The sequence below is a fragment of the Bradyrhizobium sp. ORS 285 genome, from assembly GCF_900176205.1.
GTDB lineage: Bacteria > Pseudomonadota > Alphaproteobacteria > Rhizobiales > Xanthobacteraceae > Bradyrhizobium.
The window spans coordinates 121,306-133,198 of the sequence record NZ_LT859959.1 but is presented as its reverse complement, the minus strand read 5'-3'; the positions used below and the strand labels follow the sequence as shown (position 1 = coordinate 133,198).

Annotated in this window: 7 protein-coding genes, 1 tRNA gene and 1 pseudogene; 4 read left to right on the top strand and 5 right to left on the bottom strand. The window is 66.8% G+C overall.

Going from position 1 to position 11,893, the window contains the following annotated elements; translation table 11 throughout:
- Window positions 1–6 precede the first annotated feature (6 nt).
- Window positions 7–1,032 (bottom strand): alpha/beta fold hydrolase, encoded by a 1,026-nt coding sequence (locus BRAD285_RS00610; protein ID WP_006613264.1) that lies wholly within the window; start codon window positions 1,030–1,032, stop codon window positions 7–9.
- An 873-nt stretch (window positions 1,033–1,905) separates the two neighbouring features.
- On the opposite strand from BRAD285_RS00610, the gene BRAD285_RS00600 reads away from it, so the two are divergent.
- Window positions 1,906–2,958, top strand: coding sequence for an LLM class flavin-dependent oxidoreductase (locus BRAD285_RS00600; protein WP_006613690.1), 1,053 nt, complete (start codon window positions 1,906–1,908; stop codon window positions 2,956–2,958).
- Window positions 2,959–3,138: 180 nt separating this feature from the next.
- On the opposite strand, the gene BRAD285_RS00595 is transcribed toward BRAD285_RS00600, so the two are convergent.
- The 3 genes from BRAD285_RS00595 to BRAD285_RS00585 all read right to left on the bottom strand — a co-directional run bounded on the left by BRAD285_RS00595 (window position 3,139) and on the right by BRAD285_RS00585 (window position 6,598).
- Window positions 3,139–5,250, bottom strand: a complete 2,112-nt coding sequence (locus BRAD285_RS00595; protein ID WP_035647746.1) for a tetratricopeptide repeat protein — start codon at window positions 5,248–5,250, stop codon at window positions 3,139–3,141.
- A gap of 146 nt (window positions 5,251–5,396) precedes the next feature.
- Window positions 5,397–5,473: transfer RNA gene (locus BRAD285_RS00590), tRNA-Arg, on the bottom strand.
- A gap of 96 nt (window positions 5,474–5,569) precedes the next feature.
- A complete protein-coding gene (locus BRAD285_RS00585) occupies window positions 5,570–6,598 on the bottom strand; it encodes a hypothetical protein (RefSeq protein ID WP_050886928.1) in 1,029 nt (342 codons plus the stop codon).
- A 302-nt stretch (window positions 6,599–6,900) separates the two neighbouring features.
- Here BRAD285_RS00585 and BRAD285_RS00580 point away from each other — a divergent pair, with 302 nt between their 5' ends.
- The 3 genes from BRAD285_RS00580 to BRAD285_RS00570 are packed head-to-tail and all read left to right on the top strand — an operon-like array spanning window position 6,901 to window position 9,408.
- A complete protein-coding gene (locus tag BRAD285_RS00580) occupies window positions 6,901–7,824 on the top strand; it encodes a spermidine synthase (RefSeq protein ID WP_006613687.1) in 924 nt (307 codons plus the stop codon).
- The gene (locus BRAD285_RS00575; RefSeq protein ID WP_006613686.1) at window positions 7,821–8,438 is read left to right on the top strand and encodes a fused MFS/spermidine synthase; all 618 of its coding nucleotides are present in this window, start codon (window positions 7,821–7,823) and stop codon (window positions 8,436–8,438) included. Before BRAD285_RS00580 ends, BRAD285_RS00575 begins: the two co-directional genes overlap by 4 nt.
- 25 nt (window positions 8,439–8,463) lie before the next feature.
- The gene (locus BRAD285_RS00570) at window positions 8,464–9,408 is read left to right on the top strand and encodes a M28 family peptidase (protein WP_035647744.1); all 945 of its coding nucleotides are present in this window, start codon (window positions 8,464–8,466) and stop codon (window positions 9,406–9,408) included.
- Between the two features lie 15 nt (window positions 9,409–9,423).
- On the opposite strand, the pseudogene BRAD285_RS00565 reads toward BRAD285_RS00570, so the two are convergent.
- Window positions 9,424–11,549 (bottom strand): annotated as a pseudogene (locus BRAD285_RS00565) (FAD-dependent oxidoreductase).
- Window positions 11,550–11,893: the final 344 nt, after the last annotated feature.

Below are 11,893 nucleotides of genomic sequence, written 5' to 3'. Positions count from 1 at the left end.
TTGAACTCAGCTTTGGAGAAGGGACGACATTTGGGCTTTGATGAAGTCGCGATCGGCGGGGATGCGGACTGGATTGCCGGCGCGGTGGCCATGGACCGAGGGGATCGGCCGCAACGCGGCGGAGCGCGCATGGACCAGCTTCGGCAGCTCGCGCTCATTGTCGCGCCAGTCGAAATAGCGGTCGGTCTGCCCGGGCATCAGCAGCATGTGCGCAGTGATGGCCGACAGCGCCCGATCGAGATCGCCCGAGAACGCCGCGCAGTTGCTGATGTCGCCGCCCTGCCAGATCGCGATCTGCGTCAGCAGATTATTGGCGTCGCGATGCGCGAAGGCGGTGTCCCAGGTGGCGGCGAGATAGTCCTCCTGCGAGCCAAAACCCTGCTCGCGCCAGACCTCGTCGCGATAGAACTCGTAGGACATCGCCCATCCCGCATAGATGCGGCCCATGGCGCGCAGCCCGGCCACCGGCTTCTCCACGAAGCGGCCGTTGCGGTACGCGGGGTCGGCGATCAGCGCGGCTTTCACGGCATCGAGGAACAGATGATTGTAAGGCGAGCAGCGCGCGCTGCCGCAGACGACGGCGGCGCGCTCGACCATGTCCGGGTGGAGCGCCGCCCAGTGATAGGCCTGCATGCCGCCCATCGACCAGCCATAGACCAGCGCGATCTTCTGGATGCCGAACTGCTCCTCCAGGAGCCGGCGCTGGACCGCGATGGCGTCGTGATAGCTGATCGCCGGGAACGGCGTCTCACCGACCGGCGTGTTCGAGGGCGACGACGACAGGCCGTTGCCGAACAGGTTCGGGATGATGATGAAGTATTTGTCGGAGTCGAGAATGCCGCCGGGTCCGATCAGCCATTCGATGTCGGTGTGCTGGGCGCCGAACGAGGTCGGATAGAGGATGACGTTGTCCTTGGCGGCATTCAGGGTGCCGTAGGTCTTGTAGGCGAGGCGCAGCGACGGGAACGTCGCGCCCGACTGAAGCACGACATCGCCCGCCTCGTAGATTTGATAGTCGCTGTCTGCCACCATGCGCGTGATCCCGTCTGACGAACTCCGTCGAGCCTAGGTGATGCGCAGCCGGCCCACACGCCCATTTTTTGACATGGCATGACCGCGCAAGAGGCGCACGCGGCCTCGTGTCAGCTGCAGACAAGCGCTCGCATTCTCGCGGCCTGATGCGCCCGAGTTCGGCTGGATGGAACACCCTCGATAAAGATGAGGGCGCAGGGAATGCCGGGTGCTGGCCGCAACCCATGGCCCGCCTGCGGAAAAAAATGCAGGCGGCAGGTACCACAGGTTCAGCCGACAATCCGGCATTCCCTGCGCGATGGGCTTACGGCTGCTCCGAGCTCTCCCCGGGGACCGGCTGTCTTGCCCCCGTCGCCGATGGATCACACCACCGGCTTGGCCTCAGCGTCGGGAGGCCAGGACCACACGGCTTGACCGTCCGCAGCGGATCGTTCGTCGGCGCGACTTGCGTCACGCTGCGACCCGCCACGGCCACCGCATCCCCGCCTCGCGTCTCGTGACGACCGCGCGTACGCCCCTCATCGATGAGGCGGGATACGCGCAGTAGAGCATAGTTTTCGGAAAAACGAAAGATGAATCTTTGAAGTTTCTCTGTCCGGATGGATATAGGTGCTTGTGCCCCGCTCTCTCATCCGTCATGGCCGGGCTTGTCCCGGCCATCCACGTCGTTCGGCGTGCTGAGCAAGACGTGGATGCCCGGGACAAGCCCGGGCATGACGTGCCACGAGAGACAGAGCCACCCGCCGCATCGGCGGTTGGCGCTGCAGCAACAGCGAAACCCTGTGTTTCGCCATCGCCTGCTTGCAATCCGGTTCCGCCCCTTCCAGCTGACACCGGGACGCCGTATGACGGCGCGACGCAATGGAATGGCACATGACCGCAGCACTCGAATTCGGCCTGGATACCTTCGGCGACGTCACCCGCGGCACGGACGGCGCGACCGCGCCGCATGCCCAGGTGATCCGCGACGTGGTCGAGGAGGCTGTCCTGGCCGATCAGCTCGGGATCGACTTCATCGGGCTCGGCGAGCACCATCGCGGCGATTTCGCGATCTCGGCGCCGGAGGTGGCGCTGGCGGCGATCGCGGCGCGCACCACGAAGATCAGGCTGGGCTCGGCGGTGACGGTGCTGAGCTCGGACGATCCGATCCGCGTGTTCCAGCGCTTCTCGACGCTCGACGCGGTGTCGAACGGCCGCGCCGAGGTCATCCTCGGCCGCGGCTCCTTCACCGAATCCTTTCCGCTGTTCGGCTTCGACCTCAAGGATTACGAGGCGCTGTTCGAGGAGAAGCTCGATCTGTTCGTCAGCCTGCTGCCGCAGCAGCCGCTGACCTGGCAGGGCAACCTGCGCCCGCCGCTGCGCGAGCAACTGGTCTATCCGCCGGTCGAGCATGGCCGTCTCAAGGCCTGGATCGGCGTCGGCGGCAGCCCTGAATCGGTGGTGCGCGCCGCGCATTACGAGCTACCCTTGATGCTGGCGATCATCGGCGGCGATCCCACGCGGTTCGCGCCCTATGTCGATCTCTATCATCGGGCCATCAAGCAGTTCGGCCGCGCGATGAATCCGATCGGCGTGCATTCCCCCGGCTATGTCGCCGACACCGACGCGCAGGCGCGCGAGGAGCTGTGGCCGGACTACAAGACCATGCGCGACCGCATCGGCCGCGAGCGCGGCTGGCCGCCGATGGGCCGTGACGAGTTCGTGCAGGAGGCCGATCACGGCTCGCTCTATGTCGGCTCGCCGGAGACGGTGGCGCAGAAGATCGCCACGACGATCAAGGCGCTCGGCCTGTCGCGGTTTCAGCTGAAATACTCGGCGGGGCCGCTGCCGCATGCCAAGCTGATGCGCAGCATCGAGCTGTATGGCCAGGTGGTGGTGCCGCGGGTGCGGGAGTTGCTGGCGGAGCAAGCAGCGGCCGTGTCGTGACCAACGTGGCCGAGCTCGCGCGACACCCACCGCTGTCGTCCCGGCCTCCGCGCCAGGACCCATAGCGCGTGATCTTTATGAAGGGCAAGCTGAGCGTCGATCTTCGCCAAATAACGGCCTGTGGTTATGGGTCCCGGCTCAAGGCCGGGACGACAGCGGAGAGCGTGGATCGAGCGTCGGTTACGACGCAGACGCGTTTGGCAAAAGCAGTCCGCGCTCACCTGCCGCCACGCGCGCGAGCTGCTCGGCCGCCCGGGCCAGCACGCCGTCCCAGGCCATCGGCCTCTCCTGTCTCAACAGCCGCATGGTCGGGTACCACGGCGTATCCTCGCGGTCGCGCAGCCAGCGCCAGTCGAGGGCGTAGGGCAACAGCACCCAGACCGGCCGCGCCAGTGCGCCGGCGAGATGCGCCACTGACGTATCGACGGAGATGACGAGATCGAGCGCCGCGACGGCGGCCGCGGTCTCGGCGAAATCCTTCAGCAGCGGCGCGAGGTCGATGACATCGGTGCCGAGATCGAGCAGCGTGGGCGCGTCGGCGGGCCGCGGCTCCTTCTGCAGCGAATAGAGTTGCACACCCGGCATCACCAGCCGCGGCAGCACCGCCTCCGCCGCCAGCGAGCGCTGGCGGTCGCCCTTGTGCCTGGGATTGCCGGCCCAGACCACGCCGACCTTGAGCCCGGGCGCGCGGCGGAGCACGTTGCGCCAGGCGGCAACCTTGACCGGATCGGCGGCGAGATAAGGCACGTCGCTTGGAATCCTCTCGAGCGTCGTGCCGAAGATGCGCGGCAGATCCATCAGCGGCAGCTGCAGGTCGAACCGCGGCAATGGCTCGCCGCGGGCGACGACCGTCACGCCATCGAAACCGTGCAGCAGCGCTGCGATCGCCGGCTGCACCTGCAGCACGATGGCGCCGCCCATCGTCTTGACGCGGTCTACGTAACGGACGAATTGCAGCGCATCGCCGATGCCGTATTCGGCAAACAGCAGCAGCGTGCGGCCATCGAGTGGCTCGCCCTGCCATTCCGGCGCATCGAAGCGCGGCATGCCCGCTGACAGCTCAGGGCAGTCGCGGCCCCAGCGATGCTCGGCAAAGCCGCTCGCGAGATCACCGCACATCAGCAGGAAATGCGCGTGGTTGTAGCGCGCCAGCGCATCGTCGGGCGCGAGCGCGACCGCCTGATGCGAGGCCGCCAGCGCGGCATCGATGTCGCCGGCATTGCGCAAGGCCACCGCGAGATTGGCGTAGCCCTTGGCATAAGCGGGATCGGCGGTGACCGCGCGGCGATGCGCGGCGACGGCCTCATCGATCTCGCCACGCTTCTCATGAATAATGCCGAGATTGGTGTGGGCCGGCGCATGATCCGGCTGCAACGCCAGCGCATGCTCACACGCCGCCATCGCCGGGTCGAGCTGGCCGATGCCGCACAGGCAGGCGCCGAGATTGCTGAGCACGACGACGTCGGTCGGATCGAGCAGCGCCGCGCGGCGATAGGCCTCGACGGCCTCGGCCGGACGCCCAGCCTCGTGCAGGGCATGCCCGAGCATCCGCGCGGCATGGACGTCATCGGGCGCGAGCCCGGCGGCGCGGCGATAATGGCTCACGGCCTCCATGAAAAGGCGCTGCCTGTAGAGCACGTCGCCGAGGCCGTGATGGAGGCCGGCATCATCAGGCCGCGCGGCCAGCGCCTGCTGATAGGCCGGCACCGCCGCCGCATCCCTCGCCTGATCGGCCAGGAGCTGCGCCAGCGCGCGCCATGCATCGGGATAACAGGGATCGCGGTCGAGCAGCGCGCGATAGGCGGCTTCGGCCTCGTCGAGCCGACCCTGCCTCGCCAGCGCGAGCGCCAGATTCCAGCGCGCGCGCAGCAGCCCGGGATCGAGCGCGAGAGCCTGGCGATAGGCGGCCTCGGCCTCGGCCAAGCGCGACAGCGCGAGCAGCGCGCTGCCGAGCCTGCTGTGAATGTCGGCATCCCGCGGCCGCAGCGCCGCGGCCCGCGCGAACGCATCCGCCGCGCCGGCATGCTCGCCCTTGACCGCCAGCGCATCGCCGAGCGTCACATAGGCCGGCGCATGGTGGGGATCCTGGGCGAAGAGACGCGCCAGCAGCGCGGCGCCATCGGCCATCCGTCCGTCGCTGAAGGCGAGAATCGCGGACAAATGCAGCGCCGGCAGATGATCCGGCTCGGACCTGAGAATGCCACCACAGAGAGCCTGCGCCGGTCCGGCCCGCCCCGCATTGTAATGCTCGGCCGCCTCCATCAGCAGCTGGTCGACAGCCACAGCCCCCATGATGTCCCCACGTCTCGCGTTCGGATGCAAGCTTCAACGTGCGGAACGGCCAATTCAGGCGAGACCTGGCGCGGCATCACGCGCGCCGGCGCATTTTGACCTGATGATCACGGATGGATGAATGCCGCGCGACGTTTGCGGCAGAATGGCGATCCCGGCATGACTCGAACATGCGACCTACGGTTTAGGAAACCGCCGCTCTATCCAGCTGAGCTACGGGACCGGAGCCTGCACCGACGTGCATCTGCTTCGCCGCCTCCATAGCAGACCCGGCCCGGGATCGGAAGCCTCTCCCCGGGCGCATCGCCGGCCACGGGGATCAAGGCGCCGTGTCACATCCGGGGACATCGAACAGCGCCTTGAGCCCGCAGGATGAGGTGAACATCCGGTCGCCATTGTGGCCGACGCCGGCGACGTCCCAAAGCCGATGGTTCGGGGTGCCGCCATCGCGCGCGGCCATGGCCGTGGCATAGGAATGGCCGCGCACATAGCGGGTCGGCCCCTGTGTTTCGGCCATGCAGCTCTTGTCCAACGCGGGGTGGTTCGGATCGGTGTCACGGGTGCCGAGCAGATAGATCACGCGGCGGGCGACATAGGCGCTCTCGAGCTCGGCTGAAGTCGGCGTCGCCAGATAGGGCGGCCGGTCGGCCATGCCGTATTTCCAGCGGTCGAAGCCCGGACAGGTCGCGGCGATCGCGGCCTCCGGCCGCTCGGCGGAGAAATAGGCATAGGACGAGGGATTGGCGACGACATAGCGCACCGCGACCTGCCGCTGCGTCAGCGCCGCCTCGCCATGGCCGGCGATCGCATAGCGCTGCACCACCTGGCCACCGCCGGAATGGCCGGCGATCACGACCTCGCTCAGGGCCGGGAACAGCGAGCGATCGGCCAAGCGCGCGAGGATCGCGTCCAAGGCTGCGAACGAGGAGACGGCCTGCGGCGCGATGGCGGCATCGCCGCCCTGCCAGCCCTCGAGCGTCCAGCGCAGGGTCTCGGGCGGCAGCCGATGCTTGTCGACATCGAGCTCGGCGAGGAATTGCGGCACGACCAGCAACGTCGTCGTTCCGGCCGTGCCGGCGGCATCGCGGGCCTTGATCGCCGTTTTGTAATAGACGTCGGCGTTGCGCAGCCGGCCGTGGAGGACCAGCACGGCACGCGTAATGTCGGGCTGCGGCTGGGTCCAGGGCCGGGAAACATAAAGCGGCAGAACGCCGCCATCGCCGACCGTGATCCGCTCGTCGGCCACGACCGAGACCGGCCGCCGGTTCGGGGCGGTCTCGTCCTGGGCCCATGCCAGCCCACCGATCAGCGCGAAACACGCGATCAGCGCCCCCTTCAACCCCATCATGGCTCCCTCGGATCGATGCGGCACGCCGCTGCCGTGCCGGGTTCATCATAAAACCCCCGCAGCGGGAACAGAAGACCGGCCGCAGCCGGCCGATCACAGCCCCGTTGGCCGGGCCGGTTTGACTATCCGGCAGGCAGCCGATGGTCTAAGAGAACGGCGCCGATGCGGAACCGGCCTCGGGATCGCCGTATTGGTCGTGCCTGAGCGCGGCTCGTGACCGAGGGACGGCCGTCCCGCGCCACGACGCCGCCGAGCCAGGCGCGCCCGCTCCATTTTTCAAGCCGAGGGAAACAGACAGTTCGATGCTCATCCGGTCGGTCATTTCAGGCGCGCTCGCTGCTCTCCTCTCGCTGGCGTCCGCGCAGGCGCAGGACACCCGCAATCTGCTGGAGTCCAAGGAGTCGCTCTACAACAACATCTATGTCTATGAGCAGGCGCCTTACCGCAGCATGACGTTCGGTCACAACCGGCGCATCTATACCGAGAGCGTCTACAACACCCGTGACGAGCTCGATCTGCCGGTCGACTATACCCGCTTCATGACCGCGAGCGTGATGTACGCCAAGACTGTCAGCTCGATCCTGGAGATCGGGTTCGGCGGCGGCCGTACCGCCTGGTACCTGCACCGCTTCCTGCCCAAGGTGCAGGTGACGTCGGTCGAGCTCGACCCGACGGTGCTGGAGCTCGCCAAGAAATATTTCGGCATCAAGGAGGAGCCGAACTTCCACGTCGCCAACCGCGACGGACGGCTGTTCGTGCAGGAATCGAAAGAGCGCTACGACATCATCCTGATCGATGCCTATCGCGGGCCGTTCGTGCCGTTCCACCTCCTGACCCGCGAATTCTACCAGCTGGTCAAGGATCATCTCGCCGAGGGCGGCGTGGTGGCGCAGAACGTCGAGCCCTCCACCATGCTGTTCGACGCCGCCGTGAAGACCATCCACAGCGTGTTCCCGCAGGTCGACTTCTACGAGGCCGGCGGCAACATCGTCATGGTCGCCTATCCCGGCGACGAGCAGAAGGCCGAGGATCTCGCCGGGATCGCGCAGGAGCGCGACAAGGAATACGGCTTCCGCTACAAGCTTGCCGACATGCTGGCGCAGCGCAAGCGGATCGACATCGACAACGGCCAGGTGATCGACGCCAAGGCCAAGATCCTGACCGACGACTTCGCGCCGGTGGAAGCGCTGAAGAGCATCGAACGCCACAACAAGAAACTGCCATGAGCGAGCAGGTGTCCCGCGCCGGCATGCTGGCGATTTATATCTGCTCGTTTCTCGTCGGCTGCGTGCTGATGGGCTTCGAGATGCTCGGCAGCCGTTATCTCAACCCGTATTTCGGCAGCGGCATCGGCGCCTGGGCGAGCCTGATCTCGACCGTGCTGTGCGCGCTCGCGATCGGCTATTTCGCCGGCAGCGCCATCGTCGACCGCCAGCCGACGACGCGCACCATCGGCACGATGATCCTGGTCGCGGCGGCCTATATGGCGCTGGTGCCGGCGACGGCGGATACCGTGATGGCGGACATTCTCGACAGTCTCGGCGATGGTCCGATGGCGACCTTGATGGCGGCGACCGCGCTGCTGCTGGTGCCGCTGACCCTGCTCGGCACGTTCTCGCCGATCGCGGTCAGCCTCTTGACCCGCTCGGCCGGCGAGGCCGGCCGCGTCGCGGGTCTGGTGTATGGCGTCTCGACCATCGGCAATGTCGTCGGGACGCTGGTCACGACCTTCACGCTGATCCCCACCATCGGCTCGCGCGCGATCACCTATTATTTCGCCGTCGCGCTCGCCGCTTGCGCCGGCATCCTGTTCATTCCGTTCGGCAAGAAGACGTCCTGATATCAATCATCGAAGAGCTTTGCGCATGACCGAGTTCTGGCCTCGCCTCGCCGCGACTGCGGCAACGGCCGCGTTGCTGCTGACCTCGCTGCCCGCGCGGGCGGTGGAGGCCCAGATCGAGCTGTGGGACGGCCAGCGCGCGCTTGGCCACATCGCCGATCTCCTGAAATTCACCCCGCGCTCGATGGGCGAGCCGGGCCACCAGAAGACCATCGACTACATCAAGGCAGCGATGGCCAAGAGCGCGGCCGAGGCCGTGCTGACGCAGAGCTTCACCGCGAAGGGCGACGACGGCAAGGCGATCCCGCTCACCAACATCATCGCCCGCTTCCAGGCGCAGAACCCGCGCCGGATCATCGTCGCAACGCATTACGACAGCATCATCAAGGCCTATCGCGATCCGAAATCGCCTGATGCTCCGATGCCCGGCGCCAACAACTCGGCGTCCGCCGTGGCGCTGCTGCTGGAGACCGCGCGCGTGCTGTCGCTCTCGGGCAAGCCGGATATCGGCATCGACTTCATCTTCTTCGATGGCGAGGAAGGCCCGAAATCGCTCGGCGCGGGCGATCCTACCTGGCGCGCGCTGGGCTCGCCGCATTTCGCGGCCAATCTGAAGACCTATTATCCGGTGCAGAAGCCGGAGAAGGCGGTCGATTTCGACATGGTCTGCGACAAGGATCTCAAGCTGCAGCCGGAGCCGTCGTCGCTGCATTCGGCGCTGCCCGAGGTGAAGAAGTTCTGGGGCATCGGCAGCCAGATCGCGCCGCAGGCGTTCTCGCCGGAGCCCACCGCCTATCCGATCAGCGACGACCACACCGCCTTGCAACAGGCGGGCATTCCGAGCTTCCTAGTCATCGACTTCGACTACGAGCCCTATTTCAACACCACGCAGGACACGATCGAGCAATGCTCGGCGCAGAGCCTGGAGACGGTCGGCCGCACCCTGCTGCGCTATCTCTATACGCCCTGAGGGCGCGTCGCGTATTTACGCGACGGCCAGCTCGGGCTGCGGCTGCTCAGCCGGTGCCGGCTGGCGCGCCAACAGGCCCGGCAGCAGCGCCTCGGCGGCCTCCGCGCCCGAGATCACCACGGCCTCGACGCCTGCGCCTGCATTGCCGCCGCCGGCGATGACGAGATTGCGCAGCGGCGCCTTGGCGCCCTTCAGCCGGCCCGCGCGGGCCACGCCATAGATTGAGCCGGCGTTGGCGAGGTCATAGCGCGCATAGGTCACGGGGCTGGCGTCGGTCCGGTAGACGATGTGCTGCGCCAGGCCGGGAATGATGGTTTCGGCGGCCGCGATCATGGCATCGCCGAGCTGCTGCTTGCGCGTCTCGTACTCCTTCGACCGGCGCCAAGCCTTCCAGTCGTCGCCGCCCTCCTCTCCGGAGAACCAGCCCTTCGCCTCGTCGTGCGAAACCAGGGTGATGATGGTCATCGTCGCGTGTCCCTCCGGCGCGGCTGACGGATCGAGCTTGGACATGACGGCAAGGCCGATGCCCATCGGCGTGTCGAGATGGGTCGCGGGCGCGACGTCCGGGACGAAGTCCAGGCCGAGATGCACCGAGAAGCAGGATTGGCCGGCGCGATGTCCTGGGCGCGGGCGCGGAAGGCGGCCGGCAGATCGTCGGGCGCGAGAAGCTCGGTGAAGGTGCGGCCGAGATCGGCGTTGGACACGACAGCCTGCGCGCGGATGGTTCGGCCATTGCCGAGCGCGACGCCGGTGGCGCGGCCCTGTTCGACCAGGATGCGCGTGACCTTGGATTTCAGCTGCACCTCGCCGCCACGGGAGGTGATCGCATCCGCCAGCACGTCCGCGAGATGGCCGGAGCCGCCGACCGGATAGAAGCCGCCCTTGAAGTAATAGCCGAAGATCGGGACCATCTGCGCGCAGCTGAGCTTCTCGCTGCCGTCACCGAGATAGCCGGTGAGCGCATTGAGCATGGCGATCAGTGCGGGATCAGAGACATGGGCTGCGACCAGCTCGTCGAACGGCCGGTTCATCCAGCGGAAGGCGTGCGGATGCTTGCGCGGAAAGGCCAGCATCTCCTCGATCGTTGCGGGCATGCCGGGAATGCCGCTGCGGCCGTGGCCGGTCGCATACATGCTCTCGAAGATGGCGTGGATCGTGTCGAACAGCTTGACGAGCCCGTCCGCGCTGGCCGGAAACATCTCGCAGAGCTGGCGGACATAGGCGCGCCAATCCTCGGGCACGTCGATGCGGCGGCCGGCGAGATGGTAGGAATGGGTGACGCGCTTCCATTGAACGCGGTCGGCGACGCCGAGCCGGCGCAGCACGCTCTCGACCGGACCGCCGGGCCAGACGCCGGAGAAATCATGCGGGCCGGCATCGAAGCGGTACAGCACCGGCTTGTTGTCGTGATGCGCCTTGCGCAGATAGCTGTGGCAGAAGCCGCCGGGCACGACGTGATGGTCGAACACCTTCACCTTCAGCCCGGCTTCCGCGAGCAAGGCGGCAGCGGTGAGGCCGCCGATCCCCGCGCCGATTACCGCGACATCGCAATCCAAGCCGTCGGTGGCAGCGAAGGCCGGCGCCGGCCAATGATACCCCTCGCGCGACTGCCGCATGCGCTGCAGGGCCTGGCGGATCGCGAAGCGCGGACCGAAGATCGAGATCAGCGCACCGGCCACGACGATGGCGGTCGTGAGCCAGGACGACACGCCGGCCCAGCGGCACAGGCCGAGCACGACGAAGAGCACGCCCCACAGCCCGGTCATCAGCATGTTGATGAGATGGAACTGCGGCGTCGCGGCACTGTCGGCATAAGCCGATCGGGAGTAATCCGCGGTCCACGGCCTGCCCACGGCGAGCGAGGCGAAGCTGACCAGGCCGAGCGCCGCAAAGGACAGCCACAGCGCATTGGCCATCGTCCAGTTCGGCGCGACGTCGTTGGCGATCGCCAGCAGCACGAACAGCACGAGGCCGCCGACCTCGAGCAGCGCGAGCTCGCCGCGGGAGGCCCGCCAGAGATTGCCGGCCAGCGCAATCGCGAGGGCGGACCACACCGCCCATGCCGGCTGGTTCCACGCGAGCAGCACCCAGAACACGACAAAGGGCAGCAGCGCCAGTTTCACCGTGAGGAATACTCTCATGACACCCTCCTCCGCGCGCTCTGCGGTGACGATCGATCTTGCCATTGTCAAGATTGACCGTACGTCGGAACCAGACGTCAGTCAACGCAAATCTTTCCATCGTCAAGATTAGATTCGTCAACTACGGCGGGAGAAAAATGGTAAGATCATGCCGCGTATCGCAAGGGCGCCACAGCTAAGGGCTGTTTGACGGTCGGGCGCCCCTCAGGCGCCCTCAGACTGTGGCAATGGGATCACGGAACCACGGCAAACAAAGAAGAAATTCGCAATTTACGCAGCATTGGAGTCACACCTCGCCGCAAAATGGCGACAATCTGCAGTCATCTGAGGCGAGGAGACGCTGA

Bases quoted from the DNA above. Each gene is read 5' to 3' on its own strand.
- BRAD285_RS00600 (WP_006613690.1), top strand. From the start codon at position 1,906: ATGACCGCAGCACTCGAATTCGGCCTGGATACCTTCGGCGACGTCACC.
- BRAD285_RS00585 (WP_050886928.1), bottom strand. From the start codon at position 6,598: ATGATGGGGTTGAAGGGGGCGCTGATCGCGTGTTTCGCGCTGATCGGT.
- BRAD285_RS00610 (WP_006613264.1), bottom strand. From the start codon at position 1,032: ATGGTGGCAGACAGCGACTATCAAATCTACGAGGCGGGCGATGTCGTG.
- BRAD285_RS00595 (WP_035647746.1), bottom strand. From the start codon at position 5,250: ATGGGGGCTGTGGCTGTCGACCAGCTGCTGATGGAGGCGGCCGAGCAT.
- BRAD285_RS00575 (WP_006613686.1), top strand. From the start codon at position 7,821: ATGAGCGAGCAGGTGTCCCGCGCCGGCATGCTGGCGATTTATATCTGC.
- BRAD285_RS00580 (WP_006613687.1), top strand. From the start codon at position 6,901: ATGCTCATCCGGTCGGTCATTTCAGGCGCGCTCGCTGCTCTCCTCTCG.
- BRAD285_RS00570 (WP_035647744.1), top strand. From the start codon at position 8,464: ATGACCGAGTTCTGGCCTCGCCTCGCCGCGACTGCGGCAACGGCCGCG.